Annotated in this window: 18 protein-coding genes and 1 riboswitch; of the genes, 1 reads left to right on the top strand and 17 read right to left on the bottom strand. The window is 46.3% G+C overall.

Features of this window, described 5'->3' with window-relative positions; genetic code table 11:
• Nucleotides 1-125 precede the first annotated feature (125 nt).
• The 16 genes from metK to DW915_RS13710 form a co-directional block, all read right to left on the bottom strand.
• Nucleotides 126-1,313: a methionine adenosyltransferase gene (metK, locus tag DW915_RS13785; protein WP_117510700.1), complete on the bottom strand. Its 1,188-nt coding sequence runs from the start codon at nt 1,311-1,313 to the stop codon at nt 126-128.
• A gap of 127 nt (nt 1,314-1,440) precedes the next feature.
• Nucleotides 1,441-1,552, bottom strand: a riboswitch (SAM riboswitch).
• A gap of 222 nt (nt 1,553-1,774) precedes the next feature.
• Nucleotides 1,775-3,403: a phosphoenolpyruvate--protein phosphotransferase gene (ptsP, locus tag DW915_RS13780; protein ID WP_118742290.1), complete on the bottom strand. Its 1,629-nt coding sequence runs from the start codon at nt 3,401-3,403 to the stop codon at nt 1,775-1,777.
• Between the two features lie 23 nt (nt 3,404-3,426).
• Nucleotides 3,427-3,684, bottom strand: coding sequence for an HPr family phosphocarrier protein (locus DW915_RS13775; RefSeq protein ID WP_117801790.1), 258 nt, complete (start codon nt 3,682-3,684; stop codon nt 3,427-3,429).
• Nucleotides 3,685-3,688: 4 nt separating this feature from the next.
• The gene (locus tag DW915_RS13770; RefSeq protein ID WP_022461277.1) at nt 3,689-4,525 is read right to left on the bottom strand and encodes a PRD domain-containing protein; all 837 of its coding nucleotides are present in this window, start codon (nt 4,523-4,525) and stop codon (nt 3,689-3,691) included.
• A gap of 27 nt (nt 4,526-4,552) precedes the next feature.
• A complete protein-coding gene (locus DW915_RS13765) occupies nt 4,553-6,730 on the bottom strand; it encodes a PTS transporter subunit IIABC (protein ID WP_118742289.1) in 2,178 nt (725 codons plus the stop codon).
• 427 nt (nt 6,731-7,157) lie between these two features.
• Entirely contained in the window at nt 7,158-8,447 is a 1,290-nt protein-coding gene (locus tag DW915_RS13760; protein ID WP_022461203.1) for a UDP-N-acetylglucosamine 1-carboxyvinyltransferase, read from the bottom strand.
• A 335-nt stretch (nt 8,448-8,782) separates the two neighbouring features.
• On the bottom strand, nt 8,783-9,286 hold the full coding sequence (locus DW915_RS13755; RefSeq protein WP_330415108.1) for a shikimate kinase: 504 nt from the start codon (nt 9,284-9,286) through the stop codon (nt 8,783-8,785).
• A gap of 39 nt (nt 9,287-9,325) precedes the next feature.
• Nucleotides 9,326-10,345, bottom strand: coding sequence for a sugar kinase (locus DW915_RS13750; protein ID WP_117813155.1), 1,020 nt, complete (start codon nt 10,343-10,345; stop codon nt 9,326-9,328).
• 176 nt (nt 10,346-10,521) lie between these two features.
• Nucleotides 10,522-11,409 carry a carbohydrate ABC transporter permease gene (locus DW915_RS13745; protein ID WP_117510684.1) on the bottom strand — a complete coding sequence of 296 codons (888 nt, stop codon included), beginning with the start codon at nt 11,407-11,409 and terminating at the stop codon, nt 10,522-10,524.
• Nucleotides 11,410-11,423: 14 nt separating this feature from the next.
• Nucleotides 11,424-12,335 (bottom strand): ABC transporter permease, encoded by a 912-nt coding sequence (locus DW915_RS13740; RefSeq protein ID WP_243033839.1) that lies wholly within the window; start codon nt 12,333-12,335, stop codon nt 11,424-11,426.
• Nucleotides 12,336-12,424: 89 nt separating this feature from the next.
• The gene (locus tag DW915_RS13735) at nt 12,425-14,269 is read right to left on the bottom strand and encodes an extracellular solute-binding protein (RefSeq protein ID WP_118660232.1); all 1,845 of its coding nucleotides are present in this window, start codon (nt 14,267-14,269) and stop codon (nt 12,425-12,427) included.
• A 477-nt stretch (nt 14,270-14,746) separates the two neighbouring features.
• Nucleotides 14,747-16,192 (bottom strand): uracil-xanthine permease family protein, encoded by a 1,446-nt coding sequence (locus DW915_RS13730; RefSeq protein WP_117762173.1) that lies wholly within the window; start codon nt 16,190-16,192, stop codon nt 14,747-14,749.
• A gap of 288 nt (nt 16,193-16,480) precedes the next feature.
• On the bottom strand, nt 16,481-16,834 hold the full coding sequence (locus tag DW915_RS13725) for an Hpt domain-containing protein (RefSeq protein ID WP_117801782.1): 354 nt from the start codon (nt 16,832-16,834) through the stop codon (nt 16,481-16,483).
• A gap of 431 nt (nt 16,835-17,265) precedes the next feature.
• Nucleotides 17,266-18,600, bottom strand: coding sequence for an NADP-specific glutamate dehydrogenase (gene gdhA, locus DW915_RS13720; protein ID WP_055220308.1), 1,335 nt, complete (start codon nt 18,598-18,600; stop codon nt 17,266-17,268).
• Nucleotides 18,601-18,949: 349 nt separating this feature from the next.
• Nucleotides 18,950-19,549, bottom strand: a complete 600-nt coding sequence (locus DW915_RS13715; protein ID WP_117510675.1) for a flavin reductase family protein — start codon at nt 19,547-19,549, stop codon at nt 18,950-18,952.
• A 104-nt stretch (nt 19,550-19,653) separates the two neighbouring features.
• Nucleotides 19,654-21,309, bottom strand: coding sequence for a putative manganese-dependent inorganic diphosphatase (locus tag DW915_RS13710; RefSeq protein ID WP_117762172.1), 1,656 nt, complete (start codon nt 21,307-21,309; stop codon nt 19,654-19,656).
• A gap of 380 nt (nt 21,310-21,689) precedes the next feature.
• Between DW915_RS13710 and DW915_RS13705 the strand changes: the two genes are divergently transcribed.
• Nucleotides 21,690-22,601 (top strand): 30S ribosomal protein S1, encoded by a 912-nt coding sequence (locus DW915_RS13705; RefSeq protein WP_118742287.1) that lies wholly within the window; start codon nt 21,690-21,692, stop codon nt 22,599-22,601.
• An 83-nt stretch (nt 22,602-22,684) separates the two neighbouring features.
• Here the strand turns inward: DW915_RS13705 and DW915_RS13700 are convergent, their stop codons facing one another.
• Nucleotides 22,685-23,569: a carbohydrate ABC transporter permease gene (locus DW915_RS13700; RefSeq protein ID WP_118742286.1), complete on the bottom strand. Its 885-nt coding sequence runs from the start codon at nt 23,567-23,569 to the stop codon at nt 22,685-22,687.
• Nucleotides 23,570-23,583: the final 14 nt, after the last annotated feature.

Raw genomic sequence — 23,583 nt, 5'->3', positions numbered from 1 at the left:
TTCGTACTTTTGCGCACAAAAAATCCCCAGTACGCAATCTAAATTTATTATAGCACAACGCCTGAGGATTTTTCATTAACTTAGATGAATCTTTCTAAACTTTCTATAAACAGAAAAGCCTGAAATTAGAGGTATTTCTTCAGGTCTTCTACTTTGTCCAGTTTCTCCCACGGCAGATCCAGATCGTTTCTTCCGAAGTGGCCGTAAGCGGAAGTCTGTTTGTAGATCGGACGGCGCAGATCCAGCATTTTGATGATTCCGGCCGGGCGAAGATCAAAGTTCTCGCGAACGATATCGGTCAGTTTGTTGTCGGAGAGTTTTCCTGTGCCGTAGCTGTCGATCATGATAGAGGTCGGATGAGCGACACCGATTGCGTAGGAAAGCTGGACCTCGCATTTGTCGGCAAGACCTGCTGCTACGATATTCTTTGCTACGTAACGTGCTGCATAAGCTGCAGAACGGTCTACCTTTGTACAGTCTTTTCCGGAGAAAGCTCCGCCGCCGTGACGAGCGTATCCGCCGTAGGTGTCTACGATGATCTTACGTCCGGTGAGGCCGGAATCTCCATGAGGTCCGCCGATTACAAAACGGCCGGTCGGGTTGATGAAGAACTTGGTGTGCTCATCTACCATGTCTGCCGGAATGATTTCGTCGAATACGTATTTTTTGATATCCTCATGAATCTGCTCCTGGGATACTTCCGGATCATGCTGAGTGGAAAGAACAACCGCATCAAGACGGAACGGTTTGCCGTTCTCATCGTACTCTACGGTTACCTGTGTTTTTCCGTCCGGACGCAGGTAACTTAAAGTACCGTCTTTGCGGACTTTGGTCAGCTGGCGAGCCAGTTTGTGTGCCATGTAGATCGGGTATGGCATGTACTCTTCGGTCTCGTTGGTTGCGAATCCGAACATCATTCCCTGATCTCCTGCTCCAATGGCATCGATCTCCTCATCGCTCATATTGTTCTCTTTTGCTTCGAGCGCTTTGTCTACACCCATAGCGATATCGGTGGACTGTTTGTCAATTGCAGTTACAACAGCGCAGGTATCTGCGTCAAATCCGTATTTTGCACGGTCGTAGCCGATTTCGCGAACGGTATCACGTACAACCTGCTGGAAATCAATGTGTGCGTTGGATGTAATCTCACCCATTACCATAACGTATCCTGTTGTAGTACAGGTTTCGCAAGCTACACGGCTCATCGGATCCTGCTCAAGCAGCGCATCCAGAATCGCGTCAGAAATGGCATCACAGATTTTGTCCGGATGTCCTTCGGTTACAGACTCAGAAGTAAACAGTCTTTTTTCCATTCTTTTTCTCCTTTTTTTTCTTCTCTTCTCTTTTGCTTTTCGTTCGTGGGCTTTGGCTTTCCCTGAACATTTTTTCGTAAAAAAAGATCCGCAATTTTTAGCGGACCTGAATAGTAATGTTCAAATCCCCTTATTGTTCGAAAATTTCGCTCAGGCTGGCACCTTCCCATGCAGACCAATCTGCCGGGGGTTGCCGTGGTTTCACAGATCCTATGTATCTCCACCACTCTGAATAAGAGAAAAGCAACTCAATTTTTGATTTTGTTTTTTGTTACTCTGATACACTATCGCAAAATACGCCATTCGTCAAGAGGAAATAAAAGGATTTGAGACATTTTCTTACTGTTGTCCCAAACATCCTTTCTTTTTTTCTGATTTTTCGGCTGTATCTTCTGTTATTTGTGAACAGATAAGAAAACTCTCCAAAACAGAGAGTTTTCTTATCTGCTGTATCTTTTCTTCTACTCTTCTGCTTTCATCTCGCGGACAATCTTCCGCAGCTTCAGAATCATGGACGGAGCAACAGAAAGCTCATCCACTCCCATTCGTACAAACTGCTCCGTCAATGTCAGATCTGCACCGAGCTCCCCGCAGATTCCTGCCCATTTTCCGCATTTGTGTGCATTTTCCACCACCATGCGAATCATCCGAAGAACGGCTTCATGGTGTGGATTGTAGAAATCATCCAGCTGCTCATTCTGACGATCAATCGCCAGGGTATACTGCGTCAGGTCATTCGTTCCGATGCTGAAGAAATCCACCATTTCCGCCAGACGGTCGCTGATCATCACGGCTGCCGGTGTCTCGATCATAATGCCCTGCTCCGGAATTTTATACTGCACTTCCTGTGCTTTCAGCTCTTCCTCTACCTCTGCAACAATTGCGTAGATTTTTTCTACCTCTTCTGTTGATGTGATCATCGGATACATGACAGAAAGGTTTCCGTAAACGGCTGCGCGGAACAATGCGCGAAGCTGCGCTTTAAAAATTTCCGGCTGTTTCAGACAAATCCGGATTGCACGGTACCCAAGCGCCGGATTTTCTTCTTTTCCAAGATTAAAGTATTCTACCTGCTTATCTGCCCCGATATCCAGCGTACGGATAATCACTTTTTTGCCTGCCATGGTCTGCACGGCCTGTTTATATGCCTGAAACTGTTCTTCCTCCGTTGGGAAATCATTTCTTCCAAGATAGAGAAATTCACTTCGGAAAAGTCCGATTCCACCGGCATCATTTTCCATCACATAGCCAAGGTCACCAACACTGCCGATATTTGCATAGATGTTGATCTTACGGCCATCCGGTGTAATATTTTCTTTTCCTTTCAACTCCTCAAGAAGCTTCTGTTTTTCTGCTTCTTCCTGCATTCTTTTTTCGGTTTCCTTCTGCACATCCTCCTCCGGCTCAAAGATAACCTGACCTGAAAAACCGTCTACAACGGCCGTCATGCCTGTTTTCAGACTGTTTAAATCCATCGGGACGCCAATTAATGCCGGAATATTCATCATTCGCGCAAGAATCGCAGTATGAGAATTGGTAGATCCATGCACAGTCACAAACGCAAGTATTTTTTCTTTGTCCATCTGTACAGTTTCACTCGGACTTAAATCGTCTGCCACTATAACAGATGGTTCCATAGAGCTCAGGTCGTTATCTCCCTCTCCGCTTAAATTGCGGACCAGACGTTCGGAAATATCTTTTACATCTGCGGAACGTGCCTTCATATATTCATCATCCATAGCTGCAAACATCTCTGCAAAATTATCGCCGGTTGCTGCCGCTGCATATTCTGCATTTACCAGCTCTGTCCGGATCATGTTCTCCATTGATTCCAGATAGTCCTCATCCTCCAGCATCATCTGATGAACTTCAAAGATCGCCGCACTTGCCTCTCCGACCTCCCGGACTGCCTTGTCATACAGTCTGCCAAGCTGTTTTTTCGAAACCTCCACGGCTTCTTCCACACGCTTCACTTCTGCTTCCGGATCTTCAATCCGGGCTCTTTTAACCTGGTAATCATTTTTCTTCAGAACCGCAACCGGTCCCATAACAATTCCTTTATATACGGATTTCCCCTGAAAATACTGCATTTTTTATCCTCCGAGCGTACTTTTTACAGATTTGCTTCGAAAAACGCTTTCAGCGTCTCAATCGCTGCATCTTCGTCCTCTCCGTTTGCTGCAACGGTTACGGTATCTCCCTGCTTTACACCAAGTGACATCAGCATCATCAGCTGAGTCAGTTTTTTCGTTTTTCCATCTTTTGTGATGGTGCATTCCGATGCAAAATTTTTTGCCTCCTTTACCAGCATTCCTGCCGGTCTTGCGTGGATTCCCAGTTCATCTTTAATGGTATATTCAAATGATTTCATGCTTTTATTCTCCTTCTTCTCTGTCCATAATCCGTTCTATGTGCATAGCGAGATATCCAATTTCGATCTCCTCCATCGGAAGTTTCAGCCTCTTTTCCATCTCCTCACAGATTCGTTTCGCCGCCTGAAAGGCTTTCGGAAACTTTACGGACATGTAGTCATTCATATTTACTTTCAGTTTTTCCCCACTGACCGCTCTTGCAACCATATAGCGGATATGGTTCATCATACGGTTATACGACAACGACATCACATCGATGGTATGCCCGGTGATATGCTCCACCAAAGAAATGCTCTCCCGGACTGCTCTTGCTACTTCCATGGCCTGTGAAACATTTTCCTCCACAATTGCCGAATGAACATGAAGTGCAAGATAGCCGATTTCATGTTCATCAATTTCGATCTGAAGCCGTTCTTTTAAAAGCTCCCTGATACAGGAAGCAACTTTATACTCTTTGTAAAACATCACACGGATATCGTCGGTGAGCGGATTGCTGATCTGCTCACCGTTCTGAATCCGCCGGACAGCAAAATCCAGATGATCTGCCATTGGAAAGACGATGGAACGGTCAATTTTTCCAAATTCCTTTTCTGCCTCGTCAAGCACGGCACTCGCCAGCTCCAGGCTGAGCGGAGAAACGCCCTGTACAATGGTTCTGGCATTTCCTCGCTCCGTCATCTCTGTCAGGGAATAAATGCGGGCATCGTCTCCCGGCTGTACACGCTGTCCCGTTTTTTTCCCAAATGCAATTCCTTTCCCCATGACCAGATATTCCCGGTTATTTTCTTCTTCCACACCAATAAATGAATTGTGGTTCAGTGTTTTTGCTATCCTGTACATTCTTCTCACCCGTTTTTAAGGCACAGCTTACGCGAGAATCTCAATCGCAAATAAAGGATCTCCTGCTTTTACCGGTCCGTCTGCCAAAAGACGGATTCTCTGGTTCTCCTCCAGCTCTGTGCAAAGAACCGGTGACGTAACCGACGGCGCATGTGTTTTCAGATATTCCAGATCCAGTTTCAGCATCGGATCACCTTTTTTCACGGTCTGACCGCTTTCTACCAGTGCCTCAAATCCCTCTCCGTTCAGTTTTACTGTATCAATTCCGACATGAATCAGAAGGCTGACCCCGGAATCGGTTACAAATCCAATCGCATGTTTTGTGTCAAAAACAAACGCGACTTCTCCGTCCTCCGGAGCACGCACATAAGGATCTTCCGGTGTCACAACAGCGCCGTCTCCCATCATCTTTTCCGCAAACGCTTCGTCCGGCGCAGTAGAAAGATCAGCTGCCAGTCCGCTCATTGGACTGCAGACAGTAATGGTATCCACAACCTTCTGTTCTTTTGTTTCCTGCGCTGGCTCCGCCTCTTTTTGGGCTGGTGCATTTTCTGCTTCTGCATTTTCTGCTTCCGCATACGTATTCGGAGCTTTTTCCAGATAATCCTCTAAATTTGATTTTATCACAGTTACATTCGGTCCGTAAATAACCTGTACACCATTTCCTTTATGCACAACGCCAGATGCCCCTGTCGCCTTTAAAATACCATCGCTGACTCTCGCTGCATCATGAACAGTACAGCGCAGTCTTGTTGCACAGCAGTCCACATCCGAAATATTTTTCTTTCCGCCAAGACCTCTTGTGATCGCTTCACTCATGGCATCCTCCGATGCCGCCCCATCGTTCTGTGCCTCTTTTCTTGCATTTACATCTGCTTTCGTATAAAGCTTGGTTTCCACATCATCATCCTCACGGCCCGGTGTCTTAAAATCAAACTTTTTAATCATAAATTTGAAGATAAAATAATACAGGAAGAAATAAAGAATGCCGACCGGAATCACCCTCATCCAGCTTGTCTTTTCATTTCCCTGCAGAATACCGAACAGGAAGAAGTCCAGAAGTCCGCCGGAAAAGGTAAGACCTACTGCGATATTCAGGATGTGTGCGATCATATAAGCTGTTCCCGCAAGAATAACCTGCACGACAAACAACGCCGGTGCAACAAACAGGAACGAGAATTCCAGCGGTTCTGTGATACCGGTTGCCATACACGCAAGTGCTGCGGAAAGAAGCAGACCGCCTGCTGCTTTTTTCTTCTCCGGTTTCGCACAATGGTACATGGCAAGTGCCGCTCCCGGAAGTCCGAAAATCATAAAAATAAATTCTCCGGAGAAATATCTCGTTGCATCTGCACTGAAATGTGCGATATTCGCAGAATCCGCAAGCTGTGCGAAGAAAATATTCTGTCCGCCCTGCACCATCTGTCCTGCCACTTCCATGGTACCTCCGACTGCCGTCTGCCAGAACGGCATATAAAATACGTGATGCAGACCAAATGGAATCAGTGCCCGTTTAATCAGACCGAAAATCAGCGTTCCGACATAACCGGAGCCGGTTACCAGGCCACCCAGCGCATAAATGCCGTTCTGTACAACCGGCCATACAAAATACATTAAAATTCCCACAAACATATAGACGATCGTAGAAATAATCGGTACAAAACGAGTACCTCCAAAGAAAGAAAGTGCATTCGGAAGCTGGATCCGGTAAAAACGATTATGAAGTGCAGCAACTCCAAGACCGACAATAATACCGCCAAACACACCCATCTGCAGTGACTGAATACCACAGACAGAAGTGATGGTTCCTTCCAGAACGGATTCTGCAATTTCTCCGTTTTCCAGAATCTGACCCGTAATGGTCAGCATTGCGTTAATCGCTGTATTCATAACAAAATACGCAATAACGGCTGACAGGGCAGAAACCTCTTTTTCCTTCTTTGCCATACCAATTGCAACACCTACCGCAAAAATCAGAGGCAGGTTATCAAACACCGCACTTCCTACTTTGTTCATGATCACCAACAGCGCATGAAGAATTGTGCCGTTGCCGAGCAAGCTTGTCAGCCCATACGTTTCAATTGTGGTTGCATTGGTAAATGAGCTTCCGATTCCCAATAAAAGTCCGGCTACCGGAAGAATTGCGATCGGGAGCATAAAGCTTCTTCCCACTCGCTGCAGAACACTAAAAATTTTGTCCTTCATTTTTTTACTCCTTGTGTAGTTTATACTTTTTACAAGAAGAGTTTCTGCGGTTTTGCATCTTTTTAGCCGGTCTGTACTCTTTTTCTGAAACAGAGTACAAAAAAGAGACACTAACCCACATAAACAATTCCTGTTATGTATAGTTAATGCCTCCAAAAATCGAGTTACACACTACAACTGTAGTTGAATATAGCACAGATAAATCTCTTTTGTCAAGTCAGTTCTTATTATTTCAATATATCATAAATTTGTACCTTTTTAAATATCTTTTTTTACCAACACTGACCGCCTCAGCTTTGAAAGTTAAAAAATAATTCACAATAATAGTAGTAAAATTTAAGCCAATTTTTTTCGCAATAATGTAAAATAAAAGAACGGTACCTTTTATTGGACCGTCCTTTTTGTCAACATTTGTTTTATACTGTTTTTACGCTCTTAACCGGAATTTCTGGATGTCCTTTGCATTATTCACACGCTCAATCTCAGCACCCAGTCCGCGGAGCTTTCCGTCGAAATCCTCGTATCCGCGCAGAATGTATACAATATCATCCACCACGGTAACACCCTCTGCTGCAAGACCTGCAATGACAAGTGCTGCGCCTGCACGAAGGTCCGGTGCGGAAACCTCTGCTCCGGTAAATTTCTCCACGCCGTCGATGATAGCTGTGTTGCCCTCAACTTTAATGCAGGCACCCATGCGGGCCAGCTCGTCAGCGTATTTAAATCTGTTTTCAAAAATGCTCTCTGTTACAATACTCGTACCGTTTGCCAGCGCCAGTGTAACCGCGATCTGCGGCTGCATGTCGGTCGGGTAACCCGGGTACGGCTGTGTCTTTACGTGTGTTCTGCCCAGGCGTCTGCTTGCGCTCACACGAATCGCATCGTCAAACTCTTCCACGTCGCAGCCGATCTCCTCAAGCTTCGCCGTTGTCGCCTCCAGATGCTTCGGAATAACATTTTTTACCAGCACATCACCTTTGGTAGCTGCTGCTGCAAACATGTACGTACCAGCCTCAATCATATCCGGTACAACCGCATAGCTCGTTCCGTGCAGGGTATCGACACCTTTAATACGGATGACATCGGTTCCGGCTCCTTTGATGTTGGCTCCCATGCTGTTCAGGAAGTTTGCCACATCGACAACATGCGGCTCTTTTGCGGCATTCTCAATCGTTGTGTTTCCTCTTGCCATAGACGCTGCCATCATCACATTGATGGTTGCTCCGACGGAAACCATATCCATGAAAATGTGGCTGCCGTGCAGATCCGATGCGCTCGCCATAATTGCACCGTGACGGATATTGACTTCTGCACCGAGTGCGCGGAATCCTTTTAAATGCTGGTCGATCGGACGGCTTCCGATGTTGCATCCGCCCGGCAGCGGAACTTCCGCTTTTTTGTATTTGCCAAGAAGAGCGCCCAGGAGATAGTAGGACGCACGGATTTTTTTGATATATTCATAATCAACGCTCAGATCCCCGATGGTCGATGCATTGATCCGCACGGTATGGCGGTCGATGCGGTCCACGGTGGCTCCGATCTCTGCGATTGCTTCCAGAAGTACATTAATATCACTGACATCCGGCAGGTTTTCGATCAGGACCGTCTCATCGGTCATCGTTGCTGCCGTAAGAATTGCAAGCGCCGCGTTTTTTGCTCCCCCGATTTCCACTTCGCCCACAAGAGGATTTCCACCTCTGATGACATACTGTTCCATATATTCACCTCAAATTTTCTTTCTCATACTTAAGAGTGTGTTTTATCCAATATCTAACGAATCAAAGTCTTTTTCCTGTTTTTTACACACTCCAGATACGCTGAAACGCACTGCTCCCCGCAGTTATTTTTCAGTCTCCCCTTATCTTAACTCAAATCTAATACTTTGTAAATCAATTTTAATACATTCTGTGCTATTTCCGTCTTTTTCCATCGTTTCCGGTCAGGAATATTCAGAGAAACGTTATATGTAATTTCTAACTTTCAGAACATTTTCCTTATTATGATATAATCGTATGTTTTCAAAATTTCCCTGAATATTCCACCAATTCTGTTTTACATGCCGATCTGCTCGCGGAGCGCCAGGATCGTGCCCTGGATATCCCTTCCGCTCTCGTCAACCGTAATTTCGGCATACTGCTCATATAATTTACTTCTCTCATCGTAGAGATCCTTCAGCGTCTGGCCCTCTTTCAGCACGACGCCGCGTCCCTTCAGGTTTCCGAGACGTTTCGCCAGATCCTCATACGACAGCTTCAGGTAAACGATGGTTCCAATTTCTTTAAAATGCTCCATCGCCTCTTTTCCGTAAATGGCACTGCCGCCCGGCGCGATGACGCTTTTGTCGGCTTCCAATGTCGCATTGACTTCATTCTCAATCGCAAGAAAGCCTTCATTTCCTTCATCCGCAATGATCTCGCGCAGAAGACGCTTCTCCCGATGCTGGATCACAAGATCCGTATCAATAAACTCATATCCCAACACCTTTGCAAGAATAACACCAACGCTGCTTTTGCCGGCTCCCGGCATTCCTATTAAGATAATATTCCGTTTATTCAAGATTTATTCCTCCTGCTGTCTCGTAAATTTTTCTCTATCCTATCTCTGCAGATTCGTTCCGCCCTGCTTCATGATCTGCTCGATCTCTGTTTCGCTCGCCACATTGGCATCGTGCTGGATCATCAGCTTTAAAACACTTGCGGAAATCGCAAAGTCGATGGCTTTCTGCGGCTCAAAATCATGAAGCATCGCATGGATCAGTCCCGCGCCAAATGCATCACCGGCTCCGACTGCCTCAAAGCTGTGTACTTTACGAACCGGGCTCTCGTAGAATTTTCCGTCTTTCAGGTAAATTCCCATCCAGTCGCCGTCCTCCACGGTGTAGAGATTGCGCAGCACACTCGCAACCGCTTTGCAGTTCGGGAACTGCTTCTGGATTTCCAGCATGCCCTCTTTGTAAGACTCGATCTGCTCAATGCCGCGCGACATATCTCCGTCGTACGCCGGAATGCCAAGTGATGATTCAAAATCCTCATCGTTTGCAATGCAGACATCCACATACGCCATCAGACGGCGCATAACGCGCTGTGCGTCCTTCGTGGACCACATTTTTCCGCGGTAGTTCAGATCACATACCACCTGGATTTTTTTCTCTCTGCAGAGCGCCAGAGCGTTCTCCAGCGCTTTTTCAATCTCTGTGCTGATGGCAGGCGTGATACCGGAAAAATAAAAGAGATCTACGCCATCAAGCAGTTTTTCCCAGTCAAATTCCTCTGCCTTTGCCATTGCAATTGCGCTGTAAGCGCGGTCATAAACCACGCTCGTCGGGCGGATATTCGTTCCCTTTTCAAAATAGTAAATACCAACGCGTCCGCCGCCCCGCAGCACACGGGATGTATCGACGCCGAACCGGCGGATCTCATTGACGGCTGCCTGTCCCACCTGGTGCTCCGGCACTTTTGTCACGTACGAAACATCGTCCCCGAGTGTCGCCAGGGAAACCGCAACATTCGCCTCCGCGCCGCCGTAATTGGCTTCAAATGTATCTGCCTGTAAAATTTTCAGATGCTCCGGTGTTTTCAGACGCAGCATCACTTCTCCAAAAGTAAGTACCTTCATACTAAAATCCCCTCCAAAAGCAATTTGCTTTTTTGTCTCAATACCTCTTTATCTTACGCTGTTTTCCCCACGGACGCAAGAAAAACCTGCGGAAACCACCCCCGTTTTCCATCGCAGAAAAGCACAAAAAAGAGGCTTTCTGTTTCTCTTCAGAAAGCCTCTTTTCGTGTATTTCATTATTCTTTTACTGCTCCCAGTGTAATACCGGTTACGAAGTATTTCTGCAGGAACGGATATACAATCAGCATAGGAACAAGGGCGATAAATACCTTTGCTGCCTCCAGTGATTTGTTGGAGTTCTGTGCTAACTGCTGATACTGCTCTGCAGTCAGGGTTACGCCTACCGGGATCTGAACGGAGATCTGACGGATGTAGGTCTGTAACGGATAGTTCGTCTCTTTGTTCATTAATACCAGGCCCTGGAAATACTCGTTCCAGTAACCAACGGATGTAAACAGGACGATGGTTGCGATAACCGGTTTGGAACACGGAACTACAATCTGCCACAGGATACGCCACGGGCCGGCGCCGTCTACACGGGCTGCCTCCTCGAGGTCTCCCGGGATGCCGCGGAAGAAGTTCATCATCAGGAGTACGTTGAATACCGGAACAGAACCAGCCAGAACCAGTGCTGCCATCGTATCGATCATACCATAATTTTTAACGGTGATGAACCACGGAATGGTACCACCATTGAACAGCATACAGAATACCAGGATCCACATCAGGACATTTCTCGGTTTGTACTCTGTTTTGCTCTTTGCCAGCGGATAGGACATCATAATCAGGACAACCATGGTCCATATGGTTCCAATCACAACTCGCTTGATGGAAATCCAGAAGGAATTCCAGAATGCGGAATCACCCATAATCAGGCTGTAGGATTTTACGTTTGATCCGATCGGGTAAATCGTTACAAGACCGCCCTCAGCGGCTGCTTTTGAAGAAATAGATACGCAAAACGTATACCATAACGGATAAAAACAGCTGAATGCCAGGAGAATCAGGATGATAGCATTTATGACTTTAAACGCTTTGCTGCCAAAACTCTTGCTTTCTATCATAATTTCTGCCCTCCTTAGAAAATCTTGTAATCAGCAAACTTGTAAGCACAAACATAAGAAGTAACAACCAGCACGAAGCTGACAACAGATTTAAAGAGACCTGCTGCAGTAGCCAGCGAGAACTGCATGTTTGTAATACCAATACGGTATACGTATGTATCGATGATATCACCAGTTTCAATAACCAGCTGGTTGTACATGTTGAATACCTGGTCGAAACCTGCATTCAGAACGTTGCCCATTGCCAGTGTGGTCAGAAGAACGATGGTCGGAACCAGTCCCGGGATGGTGATGTGCCATACACGTTTCCAGCGGCTTGCGCCGTCGATTGCGGCTGCCTCGTAAAGGCTCGGGCTGATGCCGGTCAGCGCTGCAAGATAAATAACTGCGTTGTAACCGAACTCTTTCCATACATCAGTTCCGATCAGTAACTGACGGAAGATGCCAGGCATGGTCATCGGAAGAACGGTATCCGTTGCACCCATTGCGCTGCGGACCGTGTTGAAAATTCCGTTTGCGCCAAGGATATTGGTGATGATGTTTGCAAGGATAACCCAGGATACGAAGTGCGGCAGATATACGATCGTCTGAACCGTCTTTTTGAACTTCATATTCTTTACCTCATTCAGCAGCAGTGCGAACACCAGCGGAATGATGATATTCAGGATAACCTTTGCAATTGCAATGATCAGTGTGTTGACAAGTGCCCGTTTTGCATCCGGGATAACCGTCAGGTATTTAAACCATTTCATGCCTACCCACGGAGAGCCGAACCATCCTTTACTCGGATTGTAATCCTGGAATGCCATTACAATACCAACCATCGGGACGATGGAAAACATGAACAGCCAGATATAACCCGGCAGAACCATTAACGTATAGTGAAAGGAATTTGACAGCCCGAGATGGCCTTTTTTCTTCTTCACGGCAAGCTCCTCCTTTGATGTCATTTTTTTAAAGTAGTGGGGTACAGGCTTTCCTGTACCCCACCCTCCACATCATACATTTACATTAGTTACTCAGCCAGGTAATCTTTTACCAGCTCAAGGATCTGATCACCACCCTGTACATGCCAGTCGGTGCAGAACTGATCCCACTCGTCAAGGCTCTTCGCACCAGTGATGAACTGAAGGATACTCTTGTCTTCCAGGTCAGAAATCTGGGTCCAGTAGGTATCCATTCCGTCGATGGTGTAGTACAGTTCAGAATAGATCTTGTGATCCGGCTCAAGTGTTGCGTATGGACGATCACCAATCAGCAGTGCATAGAATCTGTTGAACTGTCCGTTGTTGGTGTTGACATCCATATCGGTTACTGCCAGATCTCTGGATCCGTCATAGTCCTCAGAGATAACGTCTTTCAGAGTTGCGGCATCGTTTGCCAGGTTCTTGTACAGACCGTTGAATTTGCTTCCGCCCTGCTGATAATCATCTGCGCTTGCTTCGCCTTTGATGATTCCCATCAGTGCATCATACTCATACTCGCACTCATCGGTAGCTGCCATACAGTTACGCAGCGGATACCAGCCGATTGCTACAGAAGTATCGAAGGTAGACTCATCACGAACGAGTACGTTGTTCATGATAACAATGGCTTTCTTCACATCATCCGATGCGTTTTTGTTTACCATAGTATAAGTGGTTCCAACGTCTTTCATATGAATATTCCACTCACCGTCTTTGGTGTACAGCGGATATGCCTGCCAGTTTGCATTGTTATCGTTACGGAAGGAATCCGGGTTTCCGTATCCAAGGCTCCACCATGGTCCCATGAAGATACCGCAGGTTCCGTTCTTAACATTGTTTGCATTGTCGCCGTTGGTTGTGGTTCCAACCTCCGGGTTGATGAGGCCTTTTTCATACCAGTCATGTAAGGTGGTAAGGGCTTCTTTCATTTCATCTGTTGTAGTTCCCCAGTACAGTTCGCCGGAATCATCTTTCAGAAAATATCCCGGTGTTGCATTGAATGCCTGATATACAGCATCGAAACCGTATCCGTTGTTGGAGGAGTTCAGGAAGTTGGAGTAGGTTCTTCCGCCGTTATCAATACCTGCGATTGCATAATCCGGGCTGAGACCTGCGTCTTTAAATTTCTGAGCTACTTCGCCGAGTTCATCTACGGTCTTCGGAACTTCCAGTCCTAACTGATCCAGCCAGTCCTGACGGATAAAGTACAGGTAAACACCATCGGTATCTACCGATATGTTTGGCAGTGCACAGAAGGTTCCGTCTACGGTTGCATTGTTGATCGCACGTCCTTCGGTAGTCTCGATGATTTCTTTTACCTGTTTGGATGCGTACTGGTTGAACTCCGGCCAGAGGTCTGCAAGAAGATCTGCTCTTGCTGCCTGTACCAGGTAGTTACGGGTTGGTGCAACGACTGCATCCGGAAGGGAAGCAGATGCGATTGCCAGAGATACTTTCTGCTGGAAGTCAGATGCATTACCTGCAGTCCAGTCGCAGACAACTTTGATGTTGTAGTTATCCAGAAGGTATCTGGTGTACTGGTTGTTATCTACGGAATCGCCGTCCGGAAGTGTGGTATCCTTCGGGTCGATCTGATATCCATAATGTACTTCTACGACATGATCAAATTTTGCAAACGCACGATCGTCATTTTCACCCGGTACTGCATCGTCTGCTTCATCAGCTGCTGCAACCCAGTCACCAGAACCTGCTGCATCGCCGGAGCCGCTGTCCGATGAGGTATCCTTTGCTTCATCGCCGCCTGCCGTACTTGATGCTGTTGTGCCGCTGCTCTTGCTGTTTGCGTCAGAACTGTCTCCTCCAGTGCTGCCACATGCTACCAGGCTTACGATCATGGTGCTTGCCAGTAATGCAGAAATTACTTTCTTTTTCATTTGGTGTCCTCCTTGTGATTTACGTTCTTTTTGCGTGCTCCGTTGTTGCTTTTGTCCAGGCTTACGAAGAATCCATTGTTTTTAATCATACGTTTTGCCTAAAACTTTCACATTTTCGTCACACTTTTTATGCAATGATTACACCTCTTCTCCACCCGTTTTGACAAGCATTTTTTATGTATTTTTCACAATTTATTTCGTTTTTTTAATTCATATTGTCGATTTTGTACACTATTTTAAAATTTATAGTCAATCTTGACTTTTTCTTTTTCGTTATTCTTTTATCTATTGACGGATTTTTTTGTGCTTTTTCCGTCATTTTGTATATTCCTCGTATTTTCAGACATTTTACCTGCAGAGCCTTCTACCGGCAGTTCCCTCCGAATGCCGGGCAACACAATAAAAAAGAACCTCTTATCTCTCCCCGGGAATACTTCTTTCCGGAAACATAAGAGGTTCTTTTTCTTTTTTTGTTCTTTATTCTGCTTTTTTCTTCTCTTTTGGAATAATAATATTCAGTACAATCGCCGCAACAGCTGCCGGAACAATACCGGAGCCGCCGAAAATCAGCTGGATATAATAAGGAAGCTCAGAAGTTGCTCCCGCTGTGGAACCAAGGCCGTAGCCAAGACCCAGTGCAACAGAAACGATCGTGATCTCACGGCTCGTAATCGGCTCTTTTGTGATGAGCTGGATACCGGAAACCAGAATTGACGCAAACATCATAACGGCTGCACCGCCGAGTACGGACTGCGGCATAATGGATACAAATGCTGCAATCTTCGGGCAGAGTCCGCAGAGGATCAGGAAAATGGCTCCGCAGGAAAGTGCCATACGGTTTACGATTTTTGTCATCGAAATAATGCCGACGTTCTGTGCAAAAGAAGTATTCGGGAGAACGCCGAGTGCTGCTGCAAAGCTGGATCCGAGACCGTCGCAGATGATACCGCCGGAAAGCTCAGAATCGGTTGCCTCGCGGTCCATACCGCTCTCTACGCAGGCGCAGATATCGCCGACCGTCTCAACGGTTGTTACGATGAACATGATCGCTACCGGGAGAATTGCCTCCACACGGAAGACTGGTTTTACCTCAGCCAGTTTTCCAAAGCCTGCAATACCAGGGAGTGCGAACCAGGACGCATCTTTTACCTGCTGGAAATTGACAACCCAGGAATATGTATAGGAAACAGTGCTTCCATCCTCAAGAACCGCCGTTCCGGTATGCGGCAGAACCATGGTCATAATAATAGCTACCACGTAGCCGACTAAAATACCGATCAGAATTGAAGCCGTGCTTAAGATTCCCTTCGGATTTGTAAAGTGCTTCAGTGCCAGCGTTACAATCAGAACGACCATGCCAAGGAACAGGTTCTGTATGGAACCGTAATCGTTCGTTCCGGAACCGCCGCAGAGATAATTGATTCCAACCGGAATCAGCGAAAGACCGATCGCCATAACGACACAGCCGGTAACAACCGACGGGAAAAATTTACGAAGCGGCTTTAAACAGACGCCAAGCACGCCCTCAAACAGACCGCCGACAATTGTCGCACCAAGGATAGCGCCGTACGTCAGCGCGCCCTGTCCCAGCACGGCTGTCACGCTCTTGAATACGCCGAGGAATCCAGAAGATGTACCCATAACAATCGGCACTTTACCGCCGATCGGTCCAATCGAAAACATCTGTACCAGTGTTACAATACCGGCTACTGTCATTGCATTCTGCAAAAGAGCCGTACGAAGTGCACCGTAGCCCGCATCCGCCGTCAGACCGCACGCTCCCATGATGATCAGAAGCGGGGTGAGGTTTCCTACGAACATCGCCATTACGTGCTGCAATCCAAGCGGAATCGCCTGCTTCAGCGGAATCCGTCCTTCAAAGGTGTACGGGGTTCCCATAGCTGAACTTTTTTCTTTTTTCATTGCTTTTCTCCTGCTTTTGTAGATTTGGGCTGCCTTGCCTTTCGGTATGGAATATGCCCTGCACAGCCGGAATTTTTCCGGCAAAGCGTCCTTGTTTTTTCTTATAGATACTTATAAGTTTTTCTTTTTAAGCAATTCTTCTTCATAAGCTGTGCTTTTATGTAAAAAGATTATCATGTTTCTTTTTTCCCGTCAACCCGCATCTTGTACAGAATTCCATAAAAAAGGAGACACCGGTCTGTGTTCCTCATCTCACAGATCAATGTCTCCTTGTTTTCTTCCTTCAATTTAAGCGTTCTGGAAATCCTCAATCGCTTTTACGGTGCGGTTATATTCTTCCGTCACCTTCTGCATCAGATCATCCGTCTCGGTCTCCTGCAGCGGTCTTAACCGCTCGGTCAGCTCGGCGCTTGGCTCGTACAGATTGTTAAAGCCAAGATTCTGGCACACGCCTTTTAATGTATGAGCTGCACGGAATGCAACCTCAATATTTCCGTCCGCCAGTGCCTGGCAAAGCTCCTGATAGCTCGGATCCTGAGGAAATTTTAAAATGATCCGCTGAATCAGAGATTCACTGCGAAGCCGCTGAACGGTTTCCTCGTAATCTGCTCCCATCTGCATGTAGCAATCTTTTAATGTCATCTTCTCTTCCTCTTCCCTGTATGCAAATTCATTACATATTAATGCAAACAAGTTCTTTATCAATACATAAATAATTATATTTCTCACGCAAGCTCTTGTCAACTTCTGCTTTTCATTATTTTTGCATTATTTTTGTTTACTATACGCTCTATTTCTGAACATAAAACATCTTTTTTCTTACGTTTTTCTTACGTTTTTATCTTACCTGTATATTGCATTCATGCATAATAATACAACTTACTCGCATATTCTGTCGTTTTATTCACACGGTACCGCGTGAAAGTCTATTTCTTCTGTCTAGTCTCGTTGCAAAATGTAATGTTTTTTTGTACCCTGTAATTTTCGTTATTTTTCTGTGTTTCTTCTATCTTTTATGCAAAAAGGGACCCTCGGTCTTAACCGGAGATCCCTTTGGATTTCTCAAAATCAGATTAGCAGATTCCCTGAGCCATCATAGCGTCAGCTACTTTCTCAAAGCCTGCGATGTTAGCGCCCATAACATAGTCGCCCTCATGGCCGTAACGTTTTGCAGCATCAACCATGTTGTGTGTGATGTTGATCATGATATTTTTCAGTTTTGCATCAACTTCATCGAAGGTCCAGGACAGACGCTCGGAGTTCTGGGACATCTCGAGTGCGGATGTTGCAACACCACCTGCATTTGCAGCTTTTCCAGGTGCGAAGATTACGCCGTGCTCCTGCAGATATTTGGTTGCTTCCAGAGTAGTAGGCATGTTAGCGCCCTCGCATACTGCAGTGCATCCGTTCTCAACAAGTGCTTTTGCATCCTCAAGCAGCAGCTCGTTCTGAGTTGCGCAAGGAAGAGCAAGGTCTGCTTTTACAACCCATACGCCGCGTCCTTCGTGGTACTCAGAGTTTGGACGATATTTCTTGTACTCGGTCAGACGGGCACGATTTACTTCTTTGATCTCTTTTAATGCAGCTACATCGATTCCGTCTGGATCGTAAACCCATCCGTTGGAGTCAGAGCAGGTGAGAACTTTCACACCAAGCTGAGTAGCTTTCTCGATTGCATAGATTGCAACGTTTCCGGAACCGGATACACAAGCGGTCTTGCCTGCGATGTCGATGCCGTTCAGTTTCAGCAGCTCCTGGGTCAGGTACAGCAGTCCGTATCCGGTAGCCTCTGTTCTTGCTAAAGATCCGCCGTAGCTTAAACCTTTACCAGTCAGAACGCCTTCGTATACGCCGCGGATTCTCTTGTACTGTCCGAACATGAAGCCGATCTCTCTTGCGCCTGTTCCGATGTCACCAGCCGGTACGTCGGTGTCTGCGCCGATATATTTGCAAAGCTCTGTCATAAAGCTCTGGCAGAATGCCATGATCTCTCTGTCAGATTTTCCTTTCGGATCGAAGTCAGAACCACCTTTACCTCCGCCGATCGGAAGGCTGGTCAGTGAGTTTTTGAATACCTGCTCGAATCCCAGGAATTTGATAATACCAATATTTACAGAAGGATGCAGACGGATTCCTCCTTTGTAAGGTCCGATTGCACTGTTAAACTGTACACGATATCCGGTGTTTACATGAGCCTGTCCTTTATCGTCTACCCACGGCACACGGAATTTGATCTGACGCTCTGGCTCTACCATTCTCTCCAGAAGAGCGACTTTTCTGTATTTTTCCTCGTTTGCTTCAATAACAGGGCGAAGAGATTCCAGAACCTCTTTAACTGCCTGATGGAATTCCGGCTCAGCTGGGTTTTTTGCAACTACGGACTCAATAACCTCATCTACGTATGACATGTTCGTTTCCTCCTTGAAATTTCTCCCTTAATGTAGTGCAGAAAGATTTCTTTAAAAGATCCATCTGCGGTTCTCATCAGCCTTAAAGCGTGGAGAAAATCATTTCCGCACTCTCTCGCGTCTCCGGTGGATTCTCCCGTCCTCCGGATCACTTAATTTTATAAGGTCAACGATTGGTTGATATTATAGCATAAAATATCCGGTTTTTGCAATATTTCACGCAAAAAATTCCTAATAAATCATGATTTTGTAGCGTTTTCTAATATTTACCCAGTATTTTTGTCGATTTTGTATATTTTTACCGAAAGTACTATAAAATTTCGCGTGCTGATTCTTTAGAAAATAAAGATTAGCTGCGGTTTTTTGTTTTTATATTAGGTGTTTTCGATTTTTTCTTCACGCTCCAGCCAAAGGTTCCCTGCTTTTTCCCGATTCCAAAGTACTCTCCGTGGGAATACACAATCGGTTTCGCGCGGTTCAGATCGAAGCGGCCGCGCTCATCCATGTATGCCTCATCCGCATGGACAGCCACAACTTTTGCAAGAAACATGTGATGCGAGCCCAGTTCGAGCACCTGCTCCACTTTACACTCGATATTAACCGGCGACTCCCCGATCATCGGTGCGGAAATCTCCTCCGCCTCGACTTTCGTCAGTTTCATCTCTTTGAACTTATCCACATCTCTTCCCGAGCGCACGCCGCAGTAGTCGGTCGCATAGCAGAGGTCCTCCGTCGTCAGGTTGATGACGAACGCACCGCTCTCTTTGATCATCTGATAGCTGTAGCGTTCCGGCCGCACCGAGATCGATACCATCGGAGGATTCGTACACACCGTGCCGGCCCAGGCAACGGTGATGATGTTGTCCTCCCCGTTCTTTCCGCGCACCGACACCATGACCGCCGGCAGCGGATACAGCATATTTCCCGCTTTCCATGTCTGTTTTCCCATTCTTATTTCTTTCCTTTCCTCTTTTTCACCCTTTTATGACCGAAAAAAGCGTGCCCCGGATCTATTTTCAGGCCCGGAACCACGCTTTTTTATTTTTTCTGTTTTTACTGATTCTGCAGCGCCATCATAAATGCCGGAATCAGCTGTTTCTTTCTCGATACAACACCCTTCAGCTCGCAGCTGACCTCGTTGACTGGAAGATCTTCAAAAGCTTTTTCGATGACTTCCTTTGCCCCGCTTCCATAATACAGAAGCTCTGTAGATTCTTCTATAATATTGGTCAGCATAAAGAATACCATCTCGATGCCGTGTTTTCCGCACTCGCTTTCCATCTGCGGCAGAAGCTGTTCCTTGATGGATTCCAGCTCGCCCGCATCGAGGGATGTAATCTGGCCGACACCAAACGTAACATCGCCCATGATGAATTTTTTGAAATCCTGGTAGAAAATTTCTTCCGGTGATTTATCTTTCAGGTTGCTTCCTGCACGGAACATTTCGGATGCAAACTCCGGAATGCTGATGCCTGCAATGTCCGCCAGTGCCTCTGCTGCCGCTTTGTCAAGAAACGTACACGTCGGCGACCGGAACATCAGCGTATCGGAAATGATGGCTGCGCAGAGCAGTCCTGCGATGTTCGGCGCGATCTCCAGCTCTTTTTCCTTATAAATTTCATACATAATCGTTCCCGTGCAGCCCACCGGCTCATTGCGGAACATAACCGGCGCCATCGTCTCAAGTGATCCCAGACGATGATGGTCGATGATCTCGAGAATCTCCGCCTCTTTGACGTTATCGACCGCCTGTGATTCCTCATTGTGATCGACGAGAATCAGTTTCTTTCCTGCATTTCCGATCAGGTTCCGACGGGAAATCGTTCCCACATATTTTCCTTTCTTGTTCAGAATCGGGAAATCGCGGTGTCTCTGATTTTTCATAACTTCTTTGATATCATCGAGGAAATCTTCGGTGTTGAACGTGATCAGATTGCTTCTGCGCATCAGATATTTGACCGGAATACTCTGGTTAATCAGACGCGCAATCGTATACGTGTCATGCGGACTGCTGATGATCACACAGCATTTTTCCTCTGCAAATTTCTGAATCGTTTTCGTCACCTTTGCGCCAAGTCCGACGATAATGCAGCTTGCATCCATCTCGATTGCACAGAGCTGGTCCTCCGCACGGTTTCCGAGAATGACAAGGTCATCTTTTTCGATGTAGTTCTCCATCGTATCCGGATGGAATGCGCCGACAACGACTTTTCCGCGGATAAAATAACCATGTTCATTTCCGACAATAACCGAACCATCCAACGTATCCGCGATACTGCGGTATTGCGTCCTTGCCAGTGACATGACATGGCTGTCATAAGAATCCATATAGGATTCTGCGATATCACTGACCGTAATCACGCCCTGCAGATCATTGTCCGGCGAAGTAATCGGCAGTGTGACCACGTTGTTGTTTTTCATCATGGAATACGCTTTCTTCACGGAAATCGTGCCCGGTACGCTCGGCACCTCATGGATTTCAATTTCCTTTACCTGCGTTCCCGCATTCGGCAGATACCCCGGTGCGCGCACGCCAAAGCGCTTCAGTACATACTCGGTCTCCTCATTGATCTGACCGGCACGCCGCGCCATGTAGGTTTTGGTTTTATCTGTTCTGTTCTTGATATCCGCATAGGCAATCGCCGAGCAGATCGAATCCGTATCCGGATTTTTATGTCCAATTACATAAACTCTTGAATTTGATTTCATAATAGTACTCCTCCCTTCTGTATGTTTGTGGTATACAGTAAGTTCGTCCCGGTAGTTTTACTTCTTTTTTTGTAACGACTACAGTTACTGCTCACTTCGTGACCAGTAACCGCCGCCCTGCACATGCAAATTCGCTCCGCGAAGTTCCGGGCGGCCACCTGAATCACTTTCTCCTGCAGCCGCGCAGCAAGTGCGCGTCTCAGTAATTTTGGTAACGACTACACACATATTACCATCCTTTTTTCATCTGGTCAAAGAAAATCTTTTATGTTAAGATAAACGCAGATAGAAAAACGTGCAAAATTGAACCTGATTTTTTCATAAATCCACAATTTTCCTCTCGTTTTCCTGTTATTCTTACGAAAAAGGGGTGTTTCATTATGTCAGAAGAACAATTAACCATGGATGACTTCTCCGCAGAGCTGGAAGCTTCCTTCAAAAAAATTGAGGAAGGCGACATGCTCACCGGAACCGTCATCTCCGTAGATGAAAAAGAGGTGATTCTCGATCTGAAATACTACGCAGAGGGCGTCATCCGCGCCGAGGACTTCAGCAACGAGCCTGGCTTCTCCTTAAAAGACGCTGTTCAGGTCGGTGACGAAATCACCGCAACCGTGATCCGCAAAGACGACGGCCACGGCAACATTCTTCTCTCCCGCGCAGAGGCAAACGATATCCTCGCATGGGAAAAACTCGCACAGTACAAAGAAGAGAAAACCGTACTGGATGTAAAAGTCAAAGGAATCGTAAACGCCGGTGTTATCGCTTACGTCGAAGGAATCCGCGGCTTCATCCCGGCTTCCAAACTCTCCCTGAACTACGTGGAAGATCTGAATGAATACTTAAACAAAGACATTCAGGTACAGGTTTTTGACCTCGACAAAGAAAAAGACCGCCTGATCCTCTCCGCCCGCGAGCTTCTCCGTGAAAAAGCAGATGAGGACCGCAAAGAGAAAATTTCCAACGTAGAAGTCGGCCTTGTTACCGAAGGAACCGTGGAAAGCCTGCAGCCATACGGCGCATTCATCAACCTCGGAAACGGCCTCTCAGGCCTCGTCCACATCTCCCAGATTTGCGCCAAACGCATCAAACATCCGTCCGCAGTTCTGGCAGTCGGCGATAAAGTCAAAGTAAAAGTCATTGCCATCAAAGACGGCAAACTCAGTCTCTCCATGAAGGCACTCGACGACGTTGCCGCCGAAGAAATTCAGGAAGAAACCATCGAACTCCCGGAGACAGAGGAAGTGACAACGACACTGGGATCGCTGTTTAAAAATATTAAGCTGAACTAAAGCTGCATCAAAAAAACAGACTTTCCATTCTCACGCATTCCTGCGTGTATCTGGAAAGTCTGCTTTCTATTATAAGAATTCTATTAGCCCTTTACAGCTCCAATCACAATACCTTTCACAAAGTATTTCTGGAAGAATGGATACACAACCAGAATTGGAAGTGCTCCCATAACTGCAACGGCCATTTTGATACCAGTTGCCGGAAGTGTAATGCTTTGTGTCAATGCTCCTCCTGAAGCACCGCTCATCAGATACTGCACATCCAGAAGCATCTTATTCAGCAGAACCTGAATACTGTACAGTTTATCGTTGTTGATATAGTACAGACCATTCAACCAGTCATTCCAGTATCCGAGGCCGACCAGAAGTGCCAGTGTAGCAATAATCGGAGTAGACATCGGAAGAACAATTTTTGCCAGAATTCTCCACTCACCTGCTCCGTCAATTCTTGCAGCCTCGATGACCGCATCAGGAATGTTGGTGGTGAAATACGTTCTCATCATGATGACATAGAAAGCTCCCATCAGAAGATTTGGAACAATCAGTGCCCAGATGGTATTTTTAATATGAAAGATTCCAGTCCACATCATATAGGACGGTACCAAGCCACCGTTGAACAACATCGTAAAGAAAATCACAAAGGAGAAAAATGCTTTTCCCGGAAGATCTTTTCTTGACAGCGGATAGGCAAACAGTGTTGTCAGAGTCAGGTTTGCCACGGTTCCAACTACCGTTACCAGTGCGGAAATGATATAGCCTCTTACAATACTGCCGGATTCTACCAGCAGTGTTTTGTATGCATCAAAACTGATCTCGCGCGGCCAGAAAGAATATCCGTATTTTAACAGAACATTCTCTTTGGTGATGGATGACATGATCAGCAGGATAAACGGGACGATACACATAGCGGACAGTAAGATCATAATCACATTGGCTGCAATCTGAAAGCCTTTATTTCTTTCAACCATTTTTTCATACTCTC

It is taken from the genome of Blautia sp. AM42-2 (assembly GCF_003480245.1).
Taxonomy (GTDB): Bacteria; Bacillota; Clostridia; order Lachnospirales; family Lachnospiraceae; genus Fusicatenibacter; species Fusicatenibacter saccharivorans.
The sequence above is the reverse complement of the archived record's forward strand: the minus strand, read 5'-3'. Positions and strand labels throughout refer to the sequence as shown.